General features: G+C 72.7%; 19 protein-coding genes. 6 read left to right on the top strand and 13 right to left on the bottom strand.

Annotated features, from left to right (window positions below):
• The first annotated feature begins 80 nt into the window (after positions 1-80).
• The gene (locus tag Q8X39_RS18165) at positions 81-1,274 is read left to right on the top strand and encodes an FAD-dependent monooxygenase (RefSeq protein WP_305751106.1); all 1,194 of its coding nucleotides are present in this window, start codon (positions 81-83) and stop codon (positions 1,272-1,274) included.
• Positions 1,275-1,377: 103 nt separating this feature from the next.
• Positions 1,378-2,106: a DsbC family protein gene (locus Q8X39_RS18160; protein WP_305751105.1), complete on the top strand. Its 729-nt coding sequence runs from the start codon at positions 1,378-1,380 to the stop codon at positions 2,104-2,106.
• Between the two features lie 68 nt (positions 2,107-2,174).
• On the opposite strand, the gene Q8X39_RS18155 is transcribed toward Q8X39_RS18160, so the two are convergent.
• The 6 genes from Q8X39_RS18155 to Q8X39_RS18130 all read right to left on the bottom strand — a co-directional run bounded on the left by Q8X39_RS18155 (position 2,175) and on the right by Q8X39_RS18130 (position 8,675).
• On the bottom strand, positions 2,175-2,975 hold the full coding sequence (locus tag Q8X39_RS18155) for an enoyl-CoA hydratase (RefSeq protein ID WP_305751104.1): 801 nt from the start codon (positions 2,973-2,975) through the stop codon (positions 2,175-2,177).
• Between the two features lie 278 nt (positions 2,976-3,253).
• Entirely contained in the window at positions 3,254-4,399 is a 1,146-nt protein-coding gene (locus Q8X39_RS18150; protein WP_305751103.1) for a DUF3108 domain-containing protein, read from the bottom strand.
• Positions 4,396-6,150, bottom strand: coding sequence for a M61 family metallopeptidase (locus tag Q8X39_RS18145; RefSeq protein WP_305751102.1), 1,755 nt, complete (start codon positions 6,148-6,150; stop codon positions 4,396-4,398). The genes Q8X39_RS18150 and Q8X39_RS18145 overlap by 4 nt, the downstream gene beginning before the upstream one ends.
• 46 nt (positions 6,151-6,196) lie before the next feature.
• Positions 6,197-6,679: a DUF3429 domain-containing protein gene (locus Q8X39_RS18140; RefSeq protein ID WP_305751101.1), complete on the bottom strand. Its 483-nt coding sequence runs from the start codon at positions 6,677-6,679 to the stop codon at positions 6,197-6,199.
• A 101-nt stretch (positions 6,680-6,780) separates the two neighbouring features.
• Positions 6,781-7,401: a pyridoxamine 5'-phosphate oxidase family protein gene (locus Q8X39_RS18135; RefSeq protein ID WP_305751100.1), complete on the bottom strand. Its 621-nt coding sequence runs from the start codon at positions 7,399-7,401 to the stop codon at positions 6,781-6,783.
• Between the two features lie 167 nt (positions 7,402-7,568).
• Positions 7,569-8,675 (bottom strand): BMP family ABC transporter substrate-binding protein, encoded by a 1,107-nt coding sequence (locus Q8X39_RS18130; RefSeq protein WP_305751099.1) that lies wholly within the window; start codon positions 8,673-8,675, stop codon positions 7,569-7,571.
• Positions 8,676-8,887: 212 nt separating this feature from the next.
• Here Q8X39_RS18130 and mobA point away from each other — a divergent pair, with 212 nt between their 5' ends.
• From mobA to Q8X39_RS18115, 3 genes are read left to right on the top strand one after another with little or no spacing between them, the layout of a single operon-like run.
• Positions 8,888-9,517 (top strand): molybdenum cofactor guanylyltransferase MobA, encoded by a 630-nt coding sequence (gene mobA, locus Q8X39_RS18125; protein ID WP_305751098.1) that lies wholly within the window; start codon positions 8,888-8,890, stop codon positions 9,515-9,517.
• Positions 9,504-11,006, top strand: coding sequence for a sigma-54-dependent transcriptional regulator (locus tag Q8X39_RS18120; protein WP_369538124.1), 1,503 nt, complete (start codon positions 9,504-9,506; stop codon positions 11,004-11,006). The genes mobA and Q8X39_RS18120 overlap by 14 nt, the downstream gene beginning before the upstream one ends.
• 16 nt (positions 11,007-11,022) lie before the next feature.
• Positions 11,023-13,074, top strand: a complete 2,052-nt coding sequence (locus tag Q8X39_RS18115) for a sensor histidine kinase (RefSeq protein WP_305751097.1) — start codon at positions 11,023-11,025, stop codon at positions 13,072-13,074.
• 19 nt (positions 13,075-13,093) lie between these two features.
• Here Q8X39_RS18115 and Q8X39_RS18110 read toward each other — a convergent pair whose 3' ends face one another.
• Positions 13,094-14,182: an adenosine deaminase gene (locus tag Q8X39_RS18110; RefSeq protein ID WP_305751096.1), complete on the bottom strand. Its 1,089-nt coding sequence runs from the start codon at positions 14,180-14,182 to the stop codon at positions 13,094-13,096.
• 244 nt (positions 14,183-14,426) lie between these two features.
• On the opposite strand from Q8X39_RS18110, the gene Q8X39_RS18105 reads away from it, so the two are divergent.
• The gene (locus tag Q8X39_RS18105; RefSeq protein ID WP_305751095.1) at positions 14,427-14,717 is read left to right on the top strand and encodes a metal-sensing transcriptional repressor; all 291 of its coding nucleotides are present in this window, start codon (positions 14,427-14,429) and stop codon (positions 14,715-14,717) included.
• Positions 14,718-14,736: 19 nt separating this feature from the next.
• Here Q8X39_RS18105 and Q8X39_RS18100 read toward each other — a convergent pair whose 3' ends face one another.
• The 6 genes from Q8X39_RS18100 to tkt all read right to left on the bottom strand — a co-directional run bounded on the left by Q8X39_RS18100 (position 14,737) and on the right by tkt (position 20,406).
• Positions 14,737-15,099, bottom strand: coding sequence for an ArsR/SmtB family transcription factor (locus Q8X39_RS18100; protein WP_305751094.1), 363 nt, complete (start codon positions 15,097-15,099; stop codon positions 14,737-14,739).
• Between the two features lie 72 nt (positions 15,100-15,171).
• Positions 15,172-15,573 (bottom strand): hypothetical protein, encoded by a 402-nt coding sequence (locus Q8X39_RS18095; protein WP_305751093.1) that lies wholly within the window; start codon positions 15,571-15,573, stop codon positions 15,172-15,174.
• 150 nt (positions 15,574-15,723) lie between these two features.
• A complete protein-coding gene (locus Q8X39_RS18090; protein WP_305751092.1) occupies positions 15,724-16,494 on the bottom strand; it encodes an HAD-IA family hydrolase in 771 nt (256 codons plus the stop codon).
• A 12-nt stretch (positions 16,495-16,506) separates the two neighbouring features.
• Positions 16,507-17,544, bottom strand: a complete 1,038-nt coding sequence (gene fba / locus Q8X39_RS18085; protein WP_305751091.1) for a class II fructose-bisphosphate aldolase — start codon at positions 17,542-17,544, stop codon at positions 16,507-16,509.
• Positions 17,545-17,603: 59 nt separating this feature from the next.
• Positions 17,604-18,317 (bottom strand): phosphoglycolate phosphatase, encoded by a 714-nt coding sequence (gene gph / locus Q8X39_RS18080; protein ID WP_305751090.1) that lies wholly within the window; start codon positions 18,315-18,317, stop codon positions 17,604-17,606.
• A gap of 79 nt (positions 18,318-18,396) precedes the next feature.
• The gene (tkt, locus tag Q8X39_RS18075) at positions 18,397-20,406 is read right to left on the bottom strand and encodes a transketolase (RefSeq protein WP_305751089.1); all 2,010 of its coding nucleotides are present in this window, start codon (positions 20,404-20,406) and stop codon (positions 18,397-18,399) included.
• Positions 20,407-20,529 lie beyond the last annotated feature (123 nt).

The following is a 20,529-nucleotide window of genomic DNA, read 5'->3' as shown; positions in this document are numbered from 1 at the left end:
CAACGGCGGACCGGGAGGCGATTGTGGCCAGCCGGTCGCCGGGGCGTCCGCGCAGGGGGGGCTCCCTACAATCCGCCGCCATGAACAGCGCTGCTTCCCGCCCCCTCGACGTGTGCATCCGTGGCCAGGGCGCGGTCGGTTCCTGCCTCGCCCTGGCGCTGAGCCGCCAGGGCTGGCAGGTTGGCCTGGCGGGGCTGGACGCGGCGGCCGCGCCGCGACGCGGGCCGGACGTGCGGGCCTATGCGCTGAACGCCGCCTCCGCTGCGCTGCTGCGCGAGCTGCGGGTCTGGGACGCCCTGCCGGCCGATGCCATCACGCCCGTCGACGCGATGGACGTGCGCGGCGACGACGGCGGCCAGCTCGGCTTCAGCGCCTGGACCCAGGCGGTCGACGCGCTGGCCTGGATCGTCGATGCCGCCGCGCTGGACGAGGCGCTGGCCCAGGCGCTGCATTTCGCGCCGCATGTGCAGCGGCTCAAGCCGGATGACCCGCGCATGCAGGCCCGGCCGGCGGGTGCGGCGACGGACCTGGCCCGGCCGCTGCTGGCGGTCTGCGAGGGCCGTGACTCGGCCACCCGCGAGGCGCTCGGCGCCGACTGGCACCGGCACGGCTACGGCCACCAGGCGATCGCCGCGCGGCTGGTCGCGGACAGGCCGCACCAGGGCGTCGCGCGGCAGTGGTTCCGCAGCCCGGACATCCTCGCCTTGCTGCCCTTCGACCGGCCCGCGCCGGGCCACGCCTACGCGCTGGTCTGGTCGCTGCCCGATGCCCAGGTGGCCGAGCTGCAGGCGCTCGATGACGCCGCCTTCGAGGCCGCCCTGAATGCGGCCAGCGGTGGCGCGGCCAGCGGCGGCGCGGCCGGCACGCTGCGGCTGGCCGGCCCGCGCGTCGCCTGGCCGCTGATGCTGGCGCAGGCGCAGCGCTGGTGCGGCCCCGGCTGGGTGCTGCTGGGCGATGCCGCCCACGCGGTCCACCCGCTGGCCGGCCAGGGCCTCAACCTGGGCCTGGGCGACGTGCGCGCACTGGTCGACGTGCTGGTCGCCGCCCGGGCCGACACGCCCTGGCGCGCGGCCGGCGACGAGCGCACGCTGCGCCGCTACGTGCGCCGCCGCCAGACGCCGACCCACGCGATGGGCACGCTGACCGACGGCCTGCTGCACCTGTTCGCGGCCCAGGACGCGCCGCTGCGCAGCCTGCGCAACGTCGGCATGTCGGCGGTCGACCGGCTCGGCCCGGTCAAGCGCTGGCTGACCGCGCGGGCGCTGGACGCCTGAACGAGACCGGCGGACCGCGCCGCCTGTCACATCCCGGAAGGCGCAGGGGTGGAACCTCACCCTTACCATCGGAACCAAACCGATTTCTCACCAGGACATGTCCATGAAGCTGCGCGCACTTGCCGCCCTCGCCCTGTCGTTCTGCGCCCTGCTGGGCGGTGTGGCGCGCGCCGACGAGGCCGTCATCCGCAAGAACCTCGCGGAACGCTACCCGACCCTGCCGACCATCGACGAGGTCCGGCCGGCGCCGGTGCCGGGCCTGTTCGAGATCCGCCTGGGCACCGATGTGGTCTACACCGACGCCAAGGGCGCCTACCTGATCCAGGGCGAGATCATCGAGACCGCGTCCCGCCGCAACCTGACCGAGGAGCGCATCGCCAAGCTGACCGCGATCGACTTCGCCAGCCTGCCGCTGAAGGACGCGATCGTCTGGAAGAACGGCAAGGGCACGCGCAAGATCGTCGTCTTCGCCGACCCGAACTGCGGCTACTGCAAGAAGCTTGAGAAGGACCTCGTCAACGTCAAGGACGTGACGGTCTACACCTTCGTGATCCCCATCCTCGGCGGCGACTCGCCGGACAAGTCCCGCGACCTCTGGTGCGCCAAGGACAACACCGCCGCCTGGCGCGCCTGGATGGTCGACGGCGTGCGCGCCCCGAAGTCCATGGGTGCCGGCTGCGACACCGCCGCGATCGACCGCAACAGCGCGCTGGCGCGCAAGTTCAAGGTCAACGGCACGCCGGCCATCGTCTTCGAGGACGGCACCCGCGCACCGGGCGCGATCCCGGCGGCCGAGGTCGAGCGCCGCATCCAGGTGGCGTCCAAGTCCTGATCGGACCCGGCCCCGAACGACAACGCCCCGCAGTGCGGGGCGTTTTTCATGGCGGCTGCGGCCGTCGTTCAGAAGTGGGTGAACTTCGGCGGGCGCTTTTCAAGGAAGGCGCCCATGCCTTCCTTCTGGTCGGCGCTGGAGAACAGCGCGTGGAACAGCCGGCGCTCGAACAGCAGGCCCTCGGACAGCGGCGATTCGTAGGCCCGGTTGACGCTCTCCTTGACCGCCATCAGCGCCAGCGTCGAGTAGCCCGACAGCGTCTGGCCGATCTTGTCGGCCTCGGCATGCAGCTCGGCGGCGGGCACCACGCGGGCTACCAGGCCGGCGCGCTCGGCCTCGGCCGCGTCCATCATGCGGCCGGTCAGCGCCAGGTCCATCGCCTTGCTCTTGCCGACCGCGCGCGGCAGGCGCTGGGTGCCACCGGCACCGGGGATGACGCCGAGCTTGACCTCGGGCTGGCCGAACCTGGCCGTGTCGGCCGCGATGATCAGGTCGCAGGCCATGGCCACCTCGCAGCCACCGCCCAGCGCGAAGCCGGCCACTGCCGCGATCACCGGCTTGCGGACCTGGCGCAGGGTGTCCCAGTTGCGCGAGATCAGGCCCTTGCGGTAGGCGTTCGGGAAGTCGAAGGGATGCATCAGCGCGATGTCCGCGCCGGCCGCGAAGGCCTTCTCGCTGCCGGTGATGACGATGCAGGCGATGCGATCGTCGGCATCGAAGGCCAGCAGCGCCGCGCCGAGCTCGTCCATCAGCGGATCGTTCAGCGCATTGAGCGCCTTCGGCCGGTTCAGCGTGATCCAGCCATAGCTCATCTCGCCGGCGCCGGGACGGGTCTCGACGAGGATGTTCTCGTAGGTCGGGGTGCTCATGGGGGACGGTTCTCCTGGGGGTCGCAGGTGGGGTCGGACGTGAAGCGAACGACTATAGCGAGCGGGTCCGACACGAGGCTGTCGCCCTGGCGTACCCGCCGGCCGAGGGGCCAGCAGGCCAGCGCCGGGCCGCCCCAAGCGGCCTGCACATCCCCTCGGGGGATCGGACCGCGTACCCGCCGGCCGAGGGGCCAGCAGGCCAGCGCCGGGCCGCCCCAAGCGGCCTGCGCATCCCCGTGGGGGATCGGACGGCGTACCCGCCGGCCGAGGGGCCAACATCAACTGCCTTGCTCGGGCGCCCGTTCGAGGCGAAGGTCGACCCATGTCTGAGCGTCCTGCTCGATGCGGATGCGCACCGGCAGCATCTGCAGCGTCGGGGCGTACCACATCTGGGCGGTCAGGTTGCCGCCCTCGGCGCGGCGGCGCGGCTTGACGTGCAGGGTCTCCAGCGGGCCGACCGGCGTCTGCTCGACGACCTTCTCGGCCACCTCGTAGACCCAGGCGTCAACCCGGTTTGGCAGCGCCAGCGGAAAGGCCATCGCCTGGCCGGTGCGGGCCAGGTCGGGCCGGGTGCGCAGCAGGTAGATGATCTGGATGAACTGGCTGGCGGTGTCCTGCACGTCGCCCTGGTAGGGCACCGAATCACCGCGCGCCAGCCGGATGCCGCCCGGCTCGAAGGCCATCGTGACCTGGCGGTCGCGGCCGATGATCTGCTGGGTCAGCTGCTCGTAGCGCTGCGGCGCGAGGCCCTCGGGCGTGATGCGGCCCTCGCTGCTCATGCGCCGGGTCATCAGCGGCGCGAAGGCCGGACCGATCGAGACCGACAGATGGACCTGGTAGCGCTGCGCATCGAGCCGCAGCCATTCGACCTCGGCATGGCCGTTGACCTCGCCGCGGTACCAGCCGGTCAGGCGGTAGCTCAGGCGGGTCGAGACCGGCCAGACGAACTCGGGCAGGCCGGGGCGGACGGGTGTGGCGGCAGCTTGTGCAGCAGACGCGGCCGCTTGCGCCGCCGACGCCGCATCGGCCGCCGCTTGCGCATCGGCCACGGCCAGCGCGGCACGCTCGGCCTCCTGGCGGGCCTGTTCGGCAGCCTGTTCGGCAGCCTGTTCGGTGGCCCGATCGGCGGCCAGCTCGGCGGCGGGATCGGCGGCGTCGGATGCGGCCGGTTCCGGCGGCCGGGGTGCAGCAGCGGCCTGGGCCAGGCGCGGCGTCGGTGCGGGCTTCGGGCGGACCGCCTGGACCTCGACCGGCGCGGTCGGCGCCAGCACGCGGTCGAAGCGGACCTCGGCGCGCCGGATCTCCGGCACGCGCAGGTCGATGGCCTGCATCGAGTCGCGCACCGCCTCGATCAGCCAGACGTGACCGAGCAGCGCCAGCAGCGCCGCGCCGACCAGCGCTGGCGTGAGACGGGGGACCTTCATCCGCCGCTCGGCGCCGCCCAGGCCGAGCGGCGCCGCAGCGTCACCGGCGTCGCCTTGTCCTGCGGCGCCAGCGTCACCGCGCCGGCCGGGCGCGAGGCCGGCAGGCTCAGCGTCAGCACGCGGCGGTCGCGCGCCACCAGCAGCGTCTGGGGCTGGTCCAGACCGCCGTAGAGCAGCAGGTCGTCTAGCCGGGCCAGGCGCCAGCCATTGAGCGCCAGCAGCTCGTCGCCGGCGGCCAGGCCGGCCCGTTCGGCCGCGCTGCCGCGCTGCACCGCCTGGACCTTCAGGCTGCCGTCGGCCACCCGCGCCCCCAGGCGCTGCGCCACCGTCGGCGGTTCATGCCGCCAGACGTAGCCCAGCACGTCCGACAGCAGGCTGGCCACCGGCAACTCGTCGGTGCTGCGCACCAGCGTCTCCAGCTCACGCGCCCAGGCCTGCGGATCGCGCCGGCGGCCGACCGCCTGCAGCGCCTCGGCGATGTCGTCGTGCGTGACCGGGCCCTCGTGGCCAGCCGCCGCGCCGCTGCGCTGCCAGAGCCGGCGCATGACCTCGTCGAGCGAGCCGCGGCCTTCGCCGCGCAGGCGCAGGTCCAGCGTCAGCGCCACCAGCGCGCCCTTGGTGTAGTAGCTGACGGTCGCGTTGGCGGTGTTCTCGTCGGGACGGTAGTACTTCAGCCAGGCGTCGAAGCTGGCCTGGGCGACGCTCTGCACCTGACGGCCCGGCGTGGCCAGCACCTGGTTGATGGTCTTGGCCAGCAGCTTGAGGTAGCGGCCCTGGTCGATCAGGCCGGCCCGCAGCAGGAACAGGTCGTCGTAGTAGCTGGTGAAGCCCTCGAAGAACCACAGCAGCTCGGTGTGGTTCTCGCGGCCCAGGTCGTAGGGGATGAACTCGGCCGGCTTCAGGCGCTTGACGTTCCAGGTGTGGAAGTACTCGTGGCTGATCAGGCCCAGCAGCGTCGCGTAGCCCTCGGTCAGCTCGCCGGCGGCCTGGCCGCGCCGCGGCAGGTCGCGCCGGCCGGCGATCAGCGCGGTGCTGTTGCGGTGCTCCAGGCCGCCGTAGCCGTCGTCGACCACGGCCAGCTGGAAGACATAGCGCTCGAAGGGCGGCGGCTGGTCGCCATGCCAGAAGCGGATCTGGGCCTCGCAGATGCGCTGCGTGTCGGCCAGCAGCCGGCTGCCGTCGAAGCCTGGCGCGGCCCCGGCGACGACGAACTCGTGCGGCACGCCGCAGGCCTCGAAGCGGCCGAGCCAGAACGGTCCCAGCTCGAAGGGATGGTCGACCAGGGCGTCGTAGCCCGGCGCGACATAGCCCTTCTTCGGCGTGCCGGTCAGCCCGGTCGAGACCTGCCAGCCCTCGGGCAGCGGGCCGAGCGTGACGGCATGCTCGACGTCCTCGCGGCCCTCGGCGCGCAGGAACAGGCTGGTGCCGTTGAAGAAGCCGCGCTGGCTGTCCAGCCAGGCGGTGCGCACCGAGGCGTCGAAGGCGTAGACCTGCCAGCTGACCGTCAGCGCGGCGCGGCCGCTGCAGTCGACCTCCCAGCTGCACTTGTCGATCTGGCGCATCGGCCGGGCCTCGCGGCCCTGGCGGGCTTCCAGGCCGCTGAGATGGCGCGAGAACTCGCGCACCAGGTAGCTGCCCGGAATCCACACCGGCAGGCTCAGGCGCTGGCGCGGCGCGGGCTGCGCCAGCGTCAGCGTGACGCGGTAGTGGTGGGCATGCAGATCGGCCAGTTCGACGTGGTAGCGGACCATGACGGATGCCCGGAGGCGGTTCGAGGAAGGGCGCCTCGCGGCGGGATCAGTAGCTGGCCGCGCCCAGGAAGCAGCTCAGCGCGGCCACCATCGTGAGGCGAAAGCGCAGCGTCATCCAGCCGCCCAGGCCATGCGACGGGTAGGTGCGGCGGTCGACCAGGTAGCAGGCGATCAGCGACAGCCCCGCGATGATCAGCCCGGCATGGGCCGGCAGCAGCATCGCGAACCAGGCCGCCAGCGACGGCGAGACGCCCCAGGCATAGGGCACCGGCGAGGGCACGGTCGAGCGCATGCCCAGGCCCCAGTGGATGCCACCCAGGAAGGAGACGATCACGGCGGCGTAGGCCATCAGGCCGTGGAAGACGAAGTCCAGCACCGCGCCCTCGTGGAGGTCGGCCGGGATCAGCATCGTCAGCAGCGCGCCGAGCACGAAGGGCGCCAGGCCGGCATAGCCCAGCCGCAGCGCGACCGGGTTGGGGGTGGAGGTGAGGCTGGGCGTGAGGACGGAGGAGGAGGTGGACGAGGACACGGTCAGGAAAGCTCAGGAAGGCGCGAGGGTGCGACGTGTCGAATTGTCACCGGCTCGCGCGGTCCTGCCCGTGACGACGGGCTTGCCGGCTGCCCAGCCGGTCACGGCACCAGCCACTGCGGCTCGCGCCCATGCTCGAAACGGGCCCGCCGATGGCCCTGCGCATGCAGCTCCAGCCAGTCGATCGCGCGGACCCTGGCGGTCAGCACCGCGAAGGACTCGCGCACCCGCTCCGGCGCCAGCGGCACGGCCGGCGCCTCCAGCGGCGAGCCGGGCGCGAGCGGCGAGAGGTAGTCGTGCGCAGCCGGCCGGTGGCGGATGCGGGCCCAGCGCGCGGTGACGTCCAGGCCGTCGGTGGCGATCTCGATCGTGCAGGCCAGCCGGACCTGCCAGCCCAGCGGCTCGCTCCAGCACAAGATCTGGCCGCGCGGATCGGCCCGCAGCTGGGCCACCTTGGGCGAGCGCGCATCGGCGTAGAAGACCAGCTCGCGCCGGTCAGCCTGCAGGTCGCGCAGCACGATGCTGCGGACCTCCGGGCCGTCCTCGCCGACCGTGGCGAAGGCCGCCCGGCGCCACGGATGGGCCGGCCGGTCGGCCGACGCGCGGCTGTGAACGGCCAGATCCAGCTCGGTCCAGATCAAGGACTCGAGGGTCGACAGCGTCGTGTGCCGCGGCAGGGTCGCCGCGGGCACGGAAGTCACGGGGTTCGGGGCGTCGTTCATGCGGGCACTCCAGGGTCCGGACCGTAAACCCGGGCGAGTGTCGGCGGACTCGGGATCAACCATCAACCGGCCGGCCGCCGCGGCCCTGGCTTGCGCCGCGTCAAGCGCGTGGCATCGGGCCGGCGGCATCGGGCCGGCGGCATCGCGCCCGGTCGCGTCCCGTCGCGTCAGGGCTTGCTGGCGATCGTGCCGACCACGCCCTCGACGAGGTAGTCCATCTGCGCCAGCATGGCGTCCTTCATCGTGCCGCTGGCCTGGCGGACCTTGCCGGCCTGGTCGACGATGCGGCCCGCGAACGGATGCAGCTTGCCCATCGCGATCGCCCGTTCGCGGTCGCGCACCTGGAAGGCCACGTCGGCCGGCACCTTTTTGTTGAACGGCGCGAGCTTGATGACGCCCTCGCGCAGCCCGCCCAGGTAGGGCTGCGGCTTCCAGCGGCCGGCCTGCACGTCGGCGGCGACCTTGGCATAGCGCTCGCCCCAGACATGCGTGACGCTGGTCAGCTGCACGCTCGGCGCGATGTGGCTCATGTCGCTCTGGTAGCCCAGCAGCATCACGCCCTTTTCCTCGGCCAGCTGCGGGATCGCGGTCGAGCCGCTGTGGTGGGTCAGCGTGTCGGCGCCCTGCGAGACCAGCGCCTGCGCGGCCTCGCGCTCGCGCGCCGGGTCGAACCAGGTGTTGAGCCAGCTGACCCGCACCTGCGCCTTCGGGTTGGCCGCGCGCATGCCCAGCGTGTAGGCGTTGATGCCCTGCACGACCTCCGGGATCGGGAAGCCGGCCACGTAGCCGCTGATGCCGCTGCGGCTCATCTTCCCGGCCAGGTAGCCGGCGAGGTAGCGGCCCTCGTAGAAGCGGGCGTTGTAGGTGTTGACGTTCGCGGCGGTCTTGTAGCCGCCCATGTGCTCGAACTTGACCTGCGGGTACTCCTGCGCGACGCGCAGCGCCGGCTCCAGGTAGCCGAAGCTGGTGGCGAAGATCAGCTGGTAGCCCTGCCCGGCCAGGTCGCGCATGACGCGCTCGGCATCCGGGCCCTCGGCGACGTTCTCGACGAAGGTCGTCTGCACGGCGGCACCGAGGCGGCGCTCCAGGTCCAGCCGGCCCATGTTGTGCTGGTAGGTCCAGCCGGCGTTGCCGACCGGGCTGACGTAGACGAAGGCGACCTTGAGCGGTGGGCCTTCGGCGGCCGCTGCCGGTGTCGGCAGGACCAGGGTGGCCGCGCCGAACAGCGCGAGACAGACGAACGCACGGCGTTCGCCCGGGAGGTTTTTGTACATGGTGTTCCTCGACATGGCCCGGTGATGACGGCCGCCGGCGTGGGCGCGCGGACGGCGGGAAGGACAAAAACGACGAGCCGCCGGGGCACGACGGCACCAGCGGCTCGGGGCCGGCATTGTCGCAGAGGCCGTGTCGCGCACGTGACCCCGACCACGCCGTCCGCGGGATGCCCTGGGTCGGCTGCACCGGGGCCGCCGGTATGCTCGCCGCCATGTCGTCCGACCTGCCCCCGAACCGTCTGCACATCACCGGCCTGGTGCTGGCCGGTGGCCAGGGCCGGCGCATGGGTGGGCTCGACAAGGGCCTGCAGACGCGCGACGGCCGTCCACTGGCCCGCCACGCCGCCGAGCGGCTGGCGCCCCAGGTCGGCGCGCTGGCCGTCAACGCCAACCGCCACCTCGACGCCTACGCCGCCTGGGGCTGGCCGGTCTGGCCCGACGAGCTGCCCGAGGGCGTGCCGCCGCACCCCGGTCCTCTCGCCGGCTGGCTGACCGGCCTGCGCCGCTGCACCACGCCCTGGCTGCTGACGGTGCCCTGCGACACGCCGGCCTTCCCGCTCGACCTGGCCGAACGCCTGGCCGCCGCGCTGCAGGCCGACGACGCCGAGCTGGCCGTCGCCGCCACGCCCGACCCGGCCGCCGCCGACGACGCGCTGTACCACCAGCCGGTCTTCTGCCTGGCCCGCCGCGAGCTGGCCGGACCCCTGGCGCAGGCGCTGGCCGGCGGTGAACGCCGCGTCATGCGCTGGGCCGCCAGCCGCCGCCTGGCCATCGTCCGTTTCGACGACGTGGCCGCCTTCGACAACCTCAACACGCTGGCTGACCTGCATGGTCCCGACTGAACTCGACGACTCCCCCCGATCGCCCCAGGAAGACGCCGCCCGCCAGGTCGCGGCCCAGGCCGTCACGCATGCGGCGACGATGCCCGACCACTGGCCGCGCGCCAGCATCCTGGTGGTCGACGACGAACCCGGCATGCGCCACTTCCTGGAGAAGGCGCTGGCCCCACGGGTGCGCGAGGTCATGGGCGCCGGCTCGGCCGAGGAGGCCGAGGCCCTGCTGCGCAGCCACCGCTACGACCTGGTGCTGCTGGACATCGCGCTGCCCGGCCGCAACGGCATCGACCTGCTCAAGGACATGCGCGCCCAGGGCATCACCGCCGAGGTGGTCCTGATCACCGCCTTCGCCGACCTCGACACCGCCATCGAGGCGCTGCGGGCCGGTGCCGGCGACATGCTGCTCAAGCCCTTCCGCCTGACCCAGGTGCTGGGCGCCGTGCGGCACGGCCTGGAGCGGGCCCAGCTGCGGCGCGAGAACTGGGTGCTGCGCCGCAACCTGAGCCAGCGCACGCCGCCGGCCGACGGGCTGGTCGGCCAGTCCATCGTCATCAAGGGCCTGCAGGCCGCGCTGCGGCGGGTCGCGACGGTCGACTCGACGGTGCTGCTGACCGGCGAGTCCGGCACCGGCAAGGAACTCGCCGCGCTGGCCCTGCACCGGCTGAGCGCGCACGCGGCCGCGCCCTTCGTGCCGGTCAACTGCGCCACCACCGCGCCGGCCCAGCTGGAGGCCGAGCTGTTCGGCCACGGCGGCCAGGGCCCCGGCCGCGAGGGCCTGTTCGTGATGGCGCACGGCGGCACGCTCTTCCTCGACGAGATCGGCGAGCTGCCGGCCTCGCTGCAGGCCACGCTGCTGCGCGTGCTGGAGGACCGCCGCGTGCGCGCGCCCGACAGCGAGCGCAGCGTGCCGGTCGACGTGCGCATCGTCGCGGCCACCAACCGGCCGCTCGGTGACGACGTGCGCGAAGGCCGCTTCCGTGCCGACCTCTACTACCGCCTGCAGGTGGTCGAGCTGCGCCTGCCGCCGCTGCGCGCGCACAAGGAGGACATCCCCGACCTGGTCGCCCATTTCATCGACACGCTCGCGCCGCGCCTGGGCGTCGCGCCGATCGAGGTCACGGCCGACGAGATGCGCTACCTGCAGCAGTACGACTGGCCCGGCAACGTGCGCGAGCTGCGCAACCTGATTGAGCGCTCGCTGATCGTCGGTGCGCTCAACGTGAGCGCGCTCTACCAGAGCCTGCCGCGGCCGGTGATGCGTGCGCCGGCCGCGCCCAGCACGCCCGCGACGTCCACCGGCGCGACCCGCGACGACGCCCCGCTGGACCTGCACACGCTGGAGAAGCGCCACATCCTGGCGGTGCTGGAATCGGTCGGCGGCGACAAGACCGAGGCAGCGCAGCGCCTGGGCATCTCGCGGCGCACGCTGGAGCGACGGGTGGCCGAATGGTCGGCCGACGGCTCGCTGCCGCCAGCCTCCGGCGAGCCGCGCTGACCCGCGCGCGCCGGCGATGCTGACCCGCTGGAAGGTCGCGCTGCGGCGCTCGATCCGCACCAAGCTGCTCGCGCTGGTGCTGCTGCCGCTGGCCGGCGTGCTGCCGCTGCTGGGCGTGCTGCTGCTGGTCTGGGGCGACGTCGCCTTCGACCGGATGCTGATCACCAAGATCCGCGCCGACCTGGCGGTCGCGCAAGGCTACTTCGAGCGTGTGCAGGCCGAGCTGTCGGCCAGCGCCGGCGCGGTCGCCGGCTCGCATGCGCTGCACCTGGCGCTGGCCGATCCGGGCCGCGAGCGGCTGGTCGCGCTGCTGCAGGAGGTGCGCGACGTGCAGGCGCTGGACTTCGTCAACCTGCGCGATGCCGAGGGCCGGCTGCTGCTGACCGACCAGGGCAGCAGCCAGGAGACCGAGCCGGCCGACAGCCGCGCCCGGCCGGGCCGCTCGCCGGCCGATGCGGCGGCGCACAGCCGCATCGAGGTGCTCGACGCGGCCGCCTTCGCGGTGCTGGCGCCGCGCCTGCGCGACCGCGTCGGCGTGGACGTGCTGCCCACCCGCGATGCCGCACCCGGCTCCACCCGCCGGGTCGAGCGCGCGATGGTCATGCTGGCCAGCCACCCGGTGCGCGCGCCGGACGGCCGGCTGCTGGGCCATGTCCAGGCCGGCCGGCTGCTCAACCGCAACCTGGCGCTGATCGACCACATCAACGCCATCGTCTACCCGGAAGGCTCGCTGCCCTTCGGCAGCCGCGGCACCACCACGCTGTTCCTCGACGACGTGCGCGTGGGCACCAACGTGCGGCTGTTCGGACCGGCACAGGACGAACGCGCCATCGGCACGCGGGTCTCGCAGGCGGTTCACGACGCCGTGCTGGTGCGCGGCTCGACCTGGCTGGACCGCGCCTTCGTCGTCAACGACTGGTACGTGTCGGCCTACCAGCCGATCACCGATGGCGCCGGGCGGCGCGTGGGCATGCTCTACGTCGGCTACCTGGAGCGGCCCTTCATCTGGCTCAAGTACGGCATGCTGGCCGGCATCGGCGTGATCTTCTTCGCCGTGATGGTGGTGGCGGCCTTCGTCTCGCTGCGCTGGGCCGGCACGATCTTCCGGCCGGTCGAGCAGATGGAGGCCACGTTGCAGCGCATCGAGTCCGGCGCGGCCGAGGCCCGCGTCGGCGCGCTCGACAGCACCGACGAGCTGGGCCGGCTGGCCCGCCACCTGGACGCGCTGCTGGACCTGATCGCCGACAAGACCCGCGCGCTCGAGGGCCTGAACGCCGAGCTGGACGCCAAGGTGGCCCAGCGCACGGCGGCGCTCGAAGCCAGCAACCGCGAACTCGCGGCGACCCAGACGCAGCTGCTGCGCAGCGAGAAGCTCGCCGCCGTCGGCCAGCTCACCGCCAGCATCGCCCACGAGGTCAACAACCCGATCGCGGTGATCCAGGGCAACCTGGACCTGCTGCGCAGCCAGCTGCCGGCCGAGGTGGCGCGGGCCTCGGACGAGGAGCTGCGCCTGATCGACGCCCAGATCGAGCGCATGCGCCTGATCGTCACCCAGCTGCTGCAGTTCGCCCGGCCGGCCGAATACGCCGGCTACGTCACCCCACTGGACACGGCGGCGGTGGTCGAGGACTGCCTCGTGCTGACCGGCCACCTGGCCGGCCGCACCCGCATCGCCGTCGAACGCGACCTGCGCGCGGCCGGCCGTCCGGCGCTGAACCGCAACGAGCTGCAGCAGGTGCTGATCAACCTGATCGTCAACGCCATCCACGCCATGCCCGAGGGCGGCACGCTGACCCTGTCCAGCCGCGACCTGCGCCAGCCCGACAGCCACGGCACGCCGGTGGACTGGGTCACGCTGTCGGTGGCCGACACCGGCGGCGGCCTGGATGCCGAGCTGATGGACCAGCTCTTCCAGCCCTTCGTGACCCGCAAGAAGGACGGCACCGGCCTGGGCCTGTGGATCAGCCGCAGCCTGGTCGAGCGCTACGGCGGCGACCTGCGCGCCGCCCACCGCGACGACGCCCGCAGCGGCGCGGTGTTCACGGTGTGGTTGAGGGTGGAGGCCTGAACCGGCCGCACCCTGCCGCTCAGTCCGCCAGCGCCAGCACCGCCTGGTCGACCTCGGCACGCCAGGCGGCCTTGCGGGTCGCATCGGCGAAGGCGGCCTCGAAGCTGTTGGCGGCAAGCTGCCAGGCCTCGCGGGCGCCCAGTTGCGGCAAGGCGGCGAAGGTTTCGAGCCAGTTCTGGTTCATGTAGCCGCCGAAGTAGGCCGGGTCGTCGCTGTTGATCGTCGCGCACAGGCCGGCCTCCAGCAGCGCCGGCAGCTTGTGCTCGGCCATCGTGCGGTAGACGCAGAGCTTGACGTTGGACAGCGGGCAGACCGTCAGCGGCATGCGCTCGGCGGCCAGGCGGGCGACCAGCGACGGGTCCTCGACGCAGCGCACGCCATGGTCGATGCGCTCGGTCTGGAGCAGGTCCAGTGCCTCGACGATGTAGGCCGGCGGGCCTTCCTCGCCGGCATGGGCGACGACGTGCAGGCCCAGTTCGCGGCAGCGCGCGAAGACCCGCTCGAACTTGCTCGGCGGGTGGCCGCGCTCGCTGCTGTCCAGGCCGACGCCGATGAAATGCGCCCGGTGCGGCAGCGCGGCTTCCAGGGTCTCGAAGGCGGCTTCCTCGCTCAGGTGGCGCAGGAAACACAGGATCAGGTCGCCGTCGACGCCCAGCTCGGCGCGGGCCTTCGTCAGCGCGCCGCTCAGGCCGGCGATCACGGTGCCGATGGGCACGCCGCGCTCGGTGTGGGTCTGGGGGTCGAAGAAGATCTCGGAGCGCCTGACGCCGTCGGCCGCCGCGCGTTGCAGGTAGGCCCAGGCCATGTCGTGGAAGTCGGCCTCGTGCAGCAGCACGCTGGCACCGGCGTAGTAGATGTCCAGGAAGCTCTGCAGGTCGGTGAAGGCGTAGGCCGCGCGCAGCGCCTCGACGTCCGGATACGGCAGCGTCACGCCGTTGCGTCGGGCCAGCGCAAAGATCAGCTCGGGCTCCAGCGAGCCCTCGATGTGGATGTGCAGCTCGGCCTTGGGGATGCGGCGCAGCAGCTCCGGCAGGCGCTCGCGCGGCAGGCGGTCCAGCGCGGCGGCGACGGCGGCGTCCGGATGCGGTCGGGTGTGGATGTCGGGCATCGGCAAGGCTCCTGCGGGCTTGTTCTGTGGTGGTTCAACGTCGGCAGACCGAGCACGTACTGTGCCCGAAGCCGGCCGCCCGGCGCCGGTGGTGAGCCCGCTGGCGGCGGAGGGTCAGCCGGCCGTCGGTCCACGCACAGCCCCTGTCCGAGACGGGTGACACGGTCGTGACGACGCCACGCTTTCGGGAGCATGGACAATGGCCGACCTTGAACACGAACTGAACGGAACGGAGGACTGCGCCATGGCCCAACTTCAGGATGAAGGTGCCAGGACCGACCTGCTGAACCGCCTGAAGCGGGCCGAAGGCCAGCTGCGCGGCATCCAGCGGATGATCGAGTCGGGTGAGTCCTGCATGGACATCGCCAGCCAGATGGCGGCGGTGCGCAAGGCGCTGGACAGCGCCTATGTCCGCATGACGGTGTGCTTCATGCAGCAGGAGCTGACCCAGCGCCTGGGCATGACCGAGCAGCAGACACCGGTGCTCGAAGGCATGCTCGACGACATGCAGACCCTGCTCGCCAAGGTCCGCTGAGCGCCCTGGCCGCGCGGTCTCAGCGCGGCGCGGCCGGCAGCAGCCGGTCCGACACGGGCAGCTGCACCTGCGGGTCCATCTCGGTGGCGACCTGGTTGCAGACCGCCCGGCACAGCGTGGCGACGCGCTCGCTCTGCAGCCGGTAGTAGATCTGGGTGCTGTCGCGGCGCTTGCCGAGCACGCCGGCGCGGTAGAGCGTCGACAGGTGCTGCGACATGTTGGGCTGGGTGGTGTCGATGTCCTCCAGCAGCTGGGACACGTTCTTCTCGCCGTGGCACAGCGAGCTGATGATCTTCAGCCGGATCGGCGTGGACAGCAGCGAGAACAGCTCGGCCACGGAGTCGAAGACGGCATCGCTTTCGTCGCGGGGGCTGTCAGCCATGAGGAAGGCCTTGGAGTGGGACATCGGTGCATCATTTTATGCATCTGGACTGATGCATCCCCAGCGCCCGGCTCACTTGAAGCGGTAGTGATCGCGCTGCAGCACCGCCGCGATCGCCGTGACCTCCTCGGGGAAGAAACCCAGGTTCAGCTCGGTGTTGCAGTACTCGACCATGCCGCGCAAGGCGCCTGGCGTCGAGATGCGGCCCTTCGGGTTGTACATGTCGCTGCCATCGCCCCCGACCTGCCGGGCATGGCAGGCATCGCACTGGCTCTCGCGGATGAGCTTCTCGCCCAGGGCCAGGTCGGCATCGCGGTAGATGTCGATGCCCTGCGCCAGCAAGGGTTGTGCGCCCGCGAACAGGCCGACCGAGCCGGCCACGAGTGCGGCGGCGGCCAGGCTGCGGGTGATGCGGCACGGGGTGCGGGACGGGGTGCGGGACGGGGTGCGGGACGGGGTGCAGCTCAAGGGCATGGACAGGCTCCGGCAAGGACTGCGGACTTTGCCGCTGCGCCCCCCGGCCGGCAAGCCACGCCCGCCACCGGGCCGACAAAAAAACGGCAGGACGCCGCCTCGGACGTCCTGCCGTGCCAACGAGATGACGCCGGGCCGATCGCTCGGGCCTCAGGCGCCTCTCCGCAGTGCCCTGCGGCCGGCCTGTTCGCACAGGCCGGCCCAGCTCACTGCCCCCGAAAACATCGCGCCGCCCTGCGCCAGGTCGGCACAGCAGGCCCAGGCCCGCGCCCGGCTGTCCGGTGTGGCCGGGAAGAACACGCTCGGCGTCAGCAGCACCGCCAGCCCGGCGGCATCGGCCGCCTGCAGGCCGACCTCGCTGTCCTCCAGCGCCAGCGCCTCGTGCCGCGGGTCGGCACCCAGGCCCAGCTGCGCCAACGCCAGCCGGTGCGCCTGCGGGTCGGGCTTCTTGCGCTCGACGTCCTCGCCGCAGACGCAGGCCGTGAAGGTGTCGCGCCAGTCGGGCCCGAGCATGCGGGCCAGCAGCGCATCGACGTTGGCGCGGCTGGTGGTCGTCACGATCGCCTGGCGCGCGCCGGCCGCGCGGGCCTCGGCGATCAGGCGCAGCACGCCCGGACGCGGCTGGACCAGGCCGGCATCGACCTGTTCGGCATAGCGCAGGTTCTTGATGCGGTGCAGCTCGCGCGCCAGCGCCTCGCGGCCGGCCGGATCGGCCGGGGCGTCGGCTCGGTCGGCCATGTCGCGCAACAGCCGCTCGCGCCCGCCGGTCACACGCAGCAGGCCGGCATAGCGGGCCTCGTCCCAGCGCCAGGGCAGCCCGAGCGCCGCGAAGGCGAGGTTGAAGGCGACGAGGTGGCCGTCACGCTCGGTCTCGGCCAGCGTGCCGTCGACGTCCCACAGCAAGGCGCGCAGCCCGCGCATCGCCGGACGGCCTCAGCGGTAGCGCGCGACCATGCGGTCGAGCGGGACCGGCCGGATGCGCTCGGCCTGGCCTTCGCAGCCGAAGGCCCTGAAGCGGGCCTCGCAGATGCCGCGCGCGGCCTGCGTGGCCGCCTGCAGCGCCTTGCGCGGGTCGAACTCGGCGGGCTGCTGCGCGAAGGTCTGGCGCATCGCGCCGGTCATGGCCAGGCGGATGTCGGTGTCGATGTTGACCTTGCGCACGCCGCTGCGGATGCCGCGCACGATCTCCTCGACCGGAACGCCGTAGGTCTCGCCGATGTCGCCGCCGTACTGGCGGATCAGCGCCAGCCATTCCTGCGGCACGCTCGACGAGCCGTGCATCACGAGGTGGGTGTCGGGCACCGCCGCATGGATGGCCGCGATGCGGTCGATCGCCAGGATGTCGCCGGTCGGCTGGCGGGTGAACTTGTAGGCGCCGTGGCTGGTGCCGATGGCGATGGCCAGCGCGTCGACGCCGGTGCGGGCGACGAAGTCGCGCGCCTCGGTCGGGTCGGTCAGCATCTGGTCGTGGCTGAGCTTGCCCGCGGCGCCGACGCCGTCCTCCTCGCCGGCCGCGCCGGTCTCCAGCGAGCCCAGGCAACCGAGCTCACCCTCGACCGACACGCCCACCGCATGGGCGATGCGGCAGACGTCGGCCGTGACCTGCACGTTGTCGTCGTAGCTCGCCGGCGTCTTGGCGTCCTCGCGCAGCGAGCCGTCCATCATCACGCTGGAGAAGCCCGAGCGGATCGCCTGCACGCACACCGCCGGCGACGCGCCGTGGTCCTGGTGCAGCACGACGGGGATGTCCGGATGGGTCTCGATCGCGGCCAGCACGAGGTGGCGCAGGTAGGCCTCGCCGGCGTACTTCCGCGCCCCTGCCGAGGCCTGCAGGATCACCGGGCTGCGGGTGGCCTGCGCGGCTTGCATGATCGAGTGGATCTGCTCCATGTTGTTGACGTTGAAGGCGGGCACGCCGTAGCCGTGTTCGGCGGCGTGGTCGAGCAGTTGTCGCAGCGAGATCAGGGCCATGTCGGCGCTCCGTGGTTCAGCAGAAGAAGCAGTTCGGGCAGAGGAAGGGACCGCCAGGCTCAGGCCGCCAGCCGGTGGCCGCGCAGCGCCAGCACGTGGGCGGCGACCGCGCCGAGGTCGTCGAACAGCCGGCCCGGCGCGGCCGCCTCGATCGGCTCGCCGCCGTTGTAGCCATGCGGCACGGCCCAGTCGGCCGCACCGGCGTTGCGGGCGGCCTGCAGGTCGGTGCGCGAGTCGCCGACGTGGGCGAGCCGGTGCGGCGCGACGCCCAGCCGCGCCGCCGCGCTGCGCAGCACGCTCGGATGCGGCTTGCGCTGCGGCAGCGTGTCGCCGGCGATGACCAGGTCGAGGTGCTCGATCAGCCCGGTCGCCTCCAGCAGCATGCGGGCATGGCGGCCGTCCTTGTTGGTGACGCAGCCGGTGGGCACGCCGGCCGCGCGCAGCGCCTGCAAGGTGCTGGCCGCACCGGGATAGGCCCGTGCGCTGGCGCCCACGCGCAGCGCGTAGTGGCGCTCCAGGCTGGCCAGCGCGGCATCGGGTTGCAGCCGTTCGGCCAGGCTGGGCCGGGCCAGCAGCAGCTGCGCCATCAGCCGCAGCATCAGCGCGCGCAGGCCGTCGCCGATCAGCGCGGTGATCTCGGCCTGCGGCCGGGCCTCGACGTCGAACTCGGCCAGCGTCGCGTTGACCGCCGCGGCGATCTCGCCGGCGGTGTCGACCAGCGTGCCGTCGAGGTCGAAGGTGACGGCATCGGGCATCCATTCTGGCTGGGACATGGCAAGGACTCCTCGTGTGGATCGGCCATCCGGCGCATTCAGGGCGGTTCCAGGCGGCGTCAGGCGGCTTCAGGCCGCGTCAGGCAGCCGCCGTCAGCCAGGCCTGCACCCGCGTGACCAGCGCCTCGACGGTCAGGCCGAAGTGCGCATAGACGGACGGGCCGGGGCCGGACTCGCCGAAGTGGTCCACGCCGAGCGCGTCGACGCAGCCGTACTGGCGCCAGAAGCGCGAGATGCCGGCCTCGACGCCGAAGCGCGGCAGCCGTTCATCGCCCAGCACGGCCTGCTGCCAGCGCGCGTCCTGGCGGTCGAACACGCTGCTGGACGGCATGGAGACCACCCGCACCGGCAGGCCCAGCGCATCGAGCTGCTGCTGTGCGCTCATCGCCAGGCCCAGCTCGGAGCCGCTGGCGATCAGCACGGCGCGGGCGTCGTCGCGGTCGCTCAGCACGTAGGCACCGCGGTGCGCCTCGGCCACCTGCTCGGGCGTGCGGGCCTGGGCCGGCAGGTTCTGGCGGCTCAGCAGCAGCGCACTCGGGCGGTCGCGCTGGCTCAGCGCGTGAGCCCAGGCGACGGCCGTCTCGGTCGCGTCGCCGGGCCGCCAGACGTCCAGGTGCGGGATCAGCCGCAGCGAGGCCGCATGCTCGACCGGCTGGTGGGTCGGGCCGTCCTCGCCCAGCCCGATCGAGTCGTGCGTGAAGACGTGGATGACCTGCTGCTTCATCAGCGCGGCCATGCGGATGGCATTGCGGCTGTAGTCGCTGAAGGTCAGGAAGGTGCCGCCATAGGGGATGAAGCCACCGTGCAGCGCCAGGCCGTTCATCGCGGCGGCCATGCCGAACTCGCGCACGCCGTAGTGGACGTGGCGACCGTCGAAGCTGCCGCCCTTGACCGCGCCCGAGCCGGGGAAGTCGGTCAGGTTGGAGCCGGTCAGGTCGGCGCTGCCGCCGATCAGCTCGGGCAGGGCCGGGCCCAGCGCGGCCAGCACCTGCTGCGAGGCCTTGCGGCTGGCGACCGTCTCGCCGTGGCGCGCGAAGTGGGTCAGGGTCTTGAAGACGACGTCCTCGAAGTCGATCGGGCGGCGGCCGGACAGGCGGCGCTCGAACTCGTCGGCCAGCGCCGGATGGGCCGTGCGGTAGGCCGCCAGCCGCGCGGTCCAGTCGCGCTGCAGCGCGGCGCCGCGCTCGCGCAGGTCCCAGGCGCGGCGCACGGTCTCGGGGATCTCGAAGGGCGCATGCGGCCAGCCGATCGCCGCGCGGGTGGCGGCGATCTCCTCGGCACCGAGCGGCTCGCCGTGGGCCTTGGCGGTGCCGGCACGCGTGGGCGAACCCTGGCCGATGCGGGTCTTGCAGACGATCAGCGTCGGCCGCTCGGCGCTGCGGCGGGCCTGCGCGATGGCCGCATCCAGCGCCGCCACATCATGACCATCGACCGTGCCGATGACGTTCCAGCCGCAGGCCTTGAAGCGCAGCGCGGTGTCGTCGGCGAACCAGCCCTGCACGGGGCCGTCGATCGAGATGCCGTTGTCGTCGTAGAGCGCGACCAGCTTGTTCAGGCCCCAGACGCCGGCCAGCGAGATGGCCTCCTGGCTGATGCCCTCCATCAGGCAGCCGTCGCCCAGGAAGACGTAGGTGCGGTGGTCGACGATGTCGTGGCCGGGCCGGTTGAAGGCCTGCGCGAGCAGCTTCTCGGCCAGCGCCATGCCGACCGCGTTGGCCAGGCCCTGGCCGAGCGGGCCGGTCGTGGTCTCGACGCCCGGTGTCAGGCCGACCTCCGGATGGCCGGGCGTGCGGCTGTGCAGCTGGCGGAAGGCCTTCAGGTCGTCGATCGTCAGCGCATGGCCGCTCAGGTGCAGCAGCGCGTAGAGCAGCATCGACGCATGGCCGTTGGACAGCACGAAGCGGTCGCGGTCCGGCCAGCCCGGATCGGCCGGGTTGACGCGCAGGTGCCGGCCCCACAGCGCGACGGCCATCTCGGCCATGCCCATCGGCGCACCGGGGTGGCCGGAGTTGGCCTTCTGGACGGCATCCATGGCCAGCGCACGCAGCGCGTTGGCCATGTCGGTGGTGAGGTTCAGTGGGGCGTTCATGCGTGCAGGTTCCAGATCGACGGACGTGATGGAGCCGGCGCACGGGGAGCACCGCGCGCATCGGCAAGACGAGAGGGAAGGATTCGGCGGGGGGGGTGGCTGCGCTACCCCGCAGCCGGGGGC

Source organism: Leptothrix discophora (genome assembly GCF_030705305.1).
Lineage (GTDB): Bacteria > Pseudomonadota > Gammaproteobacteria > Burkholderiales > Burkholderiaceae_C > Sphaerotilus > Sphaerotilus discophorus.
Note: the sequence above shows the minus strand (reverse complement) of the source record. Positions and strands in the feature narration are given on the sequence as shown.

Excerpts from the sequence above, each read along its gene's own strand:
- Q8X39_RS18160 (WP_305751105.1), top strand. The coding sequence starts at position 1,378 with ATGAAGCTGCGCGCACTTGCCGCCCTCGCCCTGTCGTTCTGCGCCCTG.
- Q8X39_RS18130 (WP_305751099.1), bottom strand. The coding sequence starts at position 8,675 with ATGTACAAAAACCTCCCGGGCGAACGCCGTGCGTTCGTCTGTCTCGCG.
- Q8X39_RS18145 (WP_305751102.1), bottom strand. The coding sequence starts at position 6,150 with ATGGTCCGCTACCACGTCGAACTGGCCGATCTGCATGCCCACCACTAC.
- Q8X39_RS18110 (WP_305751096.1), bottom strand. The coding sequence starts at position 14,182 with ATGCCCGACATCCACACCCGACCGCATCCGGACGCCGCCGTCGCCGCC.
- Q8X39_RS18155 (WP_305751104.1), bottom strand. The coding sequence starts at position 2,975 with ATGAGCACCCCGACCTACGAGAACATCCTCGTCGAGACCCGTCCCGGC.
- Q8X39_RS18105 (WP_305751095.1), top strand. The coding sequence starts at position 14,427 with ATGGCCCAACTTCAGGATGAAGGTGCCAGGACCGACCTGCTGAACCGC.
- Q8X39_RS18135 (WP_305751100.1), bottom strand. The coding sequence starts at position 7,401 with ATGAACGACGCCCCGAACCCCGTGACTTCCGTGCCCGCGGCGACCCTG.
- Q8X39_RS18095 (WP_305751093.1), bottom strand. The coding sequence starts at position 15,573 with ATGCCCTTGAGCTGCACCCCGTCCCGCACCCCGTCCCGCACCCCGTCC.
- gph (WP_305751090.1), bottom strand. The coding sequence starts at position 18,317 with ATGTCCCAGCCAGAATGGATGCCCGATGCCGTCACCTTCGACCTCGAC.
- Q8X39_RS18150 (WP_305751103.1), bottom strand. The coding sequence starts at position 4,399 with ATGAAGGTCCCCCGTCTCACGCCAGCGCTGGTCGGCGCGGCGCTGCTG.
- Q8X39_RS18115 (WP_305751097.1), top strand. The coding sequence starts at position 11,023 with ATGCTGACCCGCTGGAAGGTCGCGCTGCGGCGCTCGATCCGCACCAAG.
- Q8X39_RS18090 (WP_305751092.1), bottom strand. The coding sequence starts at position 16,494 with ATGCGCGGGCTGCGCGCCTTGCTGTGGGACGTCGACGGCACGCTGGCC.
- Q8X39_RS18120 (WP_369538124.1), top strand. The coding sequence starts at position 9,504 with ATGGTCCCGACTGAACTCGACGACTCCCCCCGATCGCCCCAGGAAGAC.
- fba (WP_305751091.1), bottom strand. The coding sequence starts at position 17,544 with ATGGCCCTGATCTCGCTGCGACAACTGCTCGACCACGCCGCCGAACAC.
- Q8X39_RS18100 (WP_305751094.1), bottom strand. The coding sequence starts at position 15,099 with ATGGCTGACAGCCCCCGCGACGAAAGCGATGCCGTCTTCGACTCCGTG.
- Q8X39_RS18165 (WP_305751106.1), top strand. The coding sequence starts at position 81 with ATGAACAGCGCTGCTTCCCGCCCCCTCGACGTGTGCATCCGTGGCCAG.
- mobA (WP_305751098.1), top strand. The coding sequence starts at position 8,888 with ATGTCGTCCGACCTGCCCCCGAACCGTCTGCACATCACCGGCCTGGTG.
- tkt (WP_305751089.1), bottom strand. The coding sequence starts at position 20,406 with ATGAACGCCCCACTGAACCTCACCACCGACATGGCCAACGCGCTGCGT.